The 2,362-nt window shown below is 33.6% G+C and carries 2 protein-coding genes; both read left to right on the forward strand.

Going from position 1 to position 2,362, the window contains the following annotated elements:
• Positions 1-279 precede the first annotated feature (279 nt).
• Positions 280-1,239 carry a TIR domain-containing protein gene (locus JWG40_RS19885; protein WP_232369164.1) on the forward strand — a complete coding sequence of 320 codons (960 nt, stop codon included), beginning with the start codon at positions 280-282 and terminating at the stop codon, positions 1,237-1,239.
• 325 nt (positions 1,240-1,564) lie between these two features.
• Positions 1,565-2,236, forward strand: a complete 672-nt coding sequence (locus tag JWG40_RS04140; RefSeq protein ID WP_232369165.1) for a hypothetical protein — start codon at positions 1,565-1,567, stop codon at positions 2,234-2,236.
• Positions 2,237-2,362 lie beyond the last annotated feature (126 nt).

A 2,362-nucleotide genomic window follows, 5' to 3' on the forward strand; every position in this document is an offset into this window, starting at 1 on the left:
AATTCTTGAGTATTTTGTCATCTTTTCTCCGATTTATATTATCGGGATTTGTTGCATTAGATTCTTGAATCTACCTTTTGATCAATAGCTACCTTCGCATAACAGCGCCTAAACACTGCGCTTCGGGTCTTACGCCCTCGCTTGGCCTTCGGCACATTCCTCTCCGTCACACTCCTTGCAAAGCAAGGAGATGTGCCGACGCTAACGCCTACTACGTAGGCTCAGCTCCGAGGAACGTCGTTTAGCCTGGTTCGTTAATCGCAATGCAATAAAATTCATATGAACATAGAAAATATTTTTAATATAAACTGGTCAAAAAAAGAAATCCTGGGTGATACCTTAACAACGTTAAATTCTTTTACTGATGAAAAACTTGGAACGATATTTATTACATATGAAGCATTCAGTAATGAATATGGAAGAATTGAAACTTCTGTCTATTATAAATTCATTTCGGTTCTTCGGATGTTTTATTTGAATGGGAAAAAAATTCTTATCTGTGAAGAAAAACAGAAAAAAAACCAATCAACATATACGAATAAGGAAATAACATTTATTACATTCGATGAAATATTGAATTACTATCCGGAGAACCTAGCAGAAAAGCAAAAACTCTCCCTACTAAATCTTTCAAAAATTGAAGTAAATTATGGTAGCTACATCTCCGAAATAGAACCAAACGATGTATTTGCAAAAGATAATAAAGAATTAATTTTCTATTTAAATATCCTACTGGAAAAGAATTTAATTTTGCACGACATGTCCCTTACTGGAAACGGACAACTAACGGTAAAAAAAGGTATTTTAATAAAGGAATCAGGCTGGATAGAGATTGAAAAAAATATAAAATCTGAGAATTCTAAGCAAGTTTTCGTCGCAATGTGGTTTGATCCGTCAATGGATAAGGCTTATAACGAAATCGAAAAAGCATGCAAAGATAATAATTTCAGGGCATTTAAAATTAATAGTAAAGAGCATAATAATGAAATTTCAGGAGAAATTCTTTATGAAATTCGAAAAAGTAAATTTCTAATTGCAGAAGTTACTGGACAACGCCCTGGCGTTTACTTTGAAGCTGGTTATGCTATGGGTTTAAATATACCTGTAATTTTTTGTGTTAAAAAGAATGAAATCGATGAAGTACATTTTGATACCCGGCAGTATAACCATGTAGTTTGGGAATCTGAAAGCGAACTATATGAAAAATTACACAATAGAATTAAAGGGTCTATATTATAATTGCACTGCGATTAACAGCGACTAACCGCTTCGCTTCGGCACGAGGCCTCGCTCGGTCTGCGACACATAGGCTTCTGGCACTCCCCTTGCTTACGCAAGTGTCGTTCCAGTCCCTAACGTCCCGTTTCCGGGACTCAGGGTCAGCCTACGTCGGTTAGTCTAGTTCGTTATACGCAATTTCGCAAAAAAAAAAATGAAAAGAATTAAATTTAAAATTTTCACCTTCTGTATTCTTATTCTTCTAATAAGATGCTCTGAGATATTAAATAAATCAGTATGCGATCCTGAGATTAATACTGATTCTTATTGTTTCAAAAAAGACAAAATGGATTCAGATAAAATCGATGAGAATATTTCTTCAAATATTTTTATCGGGGAAAGTTTTGAAAATAATCTCATATTTATTGAACCGTTTGAATTTGATAATCATGACCATTCGAAAGATTTTAAATTTTTAAATATTAGAAGGAAAATGACTGCTTTCGCCTTCTCAGAATCAATTGCTTATAAAATAAATGGAAAATTCATTGAACATTCGAAATTACATTTACCTAACATTTATAAGAAACCTAAATATTTTTCAATGACTACCTCGGAACCTATTTTTGAACTTTTAAAATACAAAATTGATGAAAATATAAAAAATAATTCAATTGTATTTGGTCTTTTTGATATTGATTTTGATAAGGCGGATTGTTCAATCTATGGGAAAAAAAGACCTTACTCAAAGGAAGAGTATAACAATGTTTTAGAAGAGCTTAAAGAAGATCAGGAAATAGTAGAAAGAACCTTGGATTTTAAATCTTATGACGAAACTATCTTAAATGCTAAATATATTTGCAAAATCCAAGACTCAAAATCTAAAATTGAAATATCTCTCTCATTTTTTGATACGAAGGGTATGGAATACGCTGGAACCGTTTATATAGTAGATTTATCTAAAGATAAAAAAATTATAAGAACTATTGAGAAATATAATTACGACGGTCCTTATTAGTAAAAGCGAAACTGCGTATAACAGCGTGGAAACGCTGCGCTTCGGCACAAGGCCTCGCTTGGGCTGCGCCACATTCCCCTTCTGGCACTCGCTTGCATACGCAAGCTACGTGACCAGTCCCTAACG

Source organism: Leptospira abararensis (assembly GCF_016918735.1).
In the GTDB taxonomy this organism is placed as follows: Bacteria; Spirochaetota; Leptospiria; order Leptospirales; family Leptospiraceae; genus Leptospira_A; species Leptospira_A abararensis.

What these genes read in the sequence shown, in the direction of transcription:
- JWG40_RS19885 (WP_232369164.1), top strand. Translation starts at nt 280, where the DNA reads ATGAACATAGAAAATATTTTTAATATAAACTGGTCAAAAAAAGAAATC.
- JWG40_RS04140 (WP_232369165.1), top strand. Translation starts at nt 1,565, where the DNA reads ATGGATTCAGATAAAATCGATGAGAATATTTCTTCAAATATTTTTATC.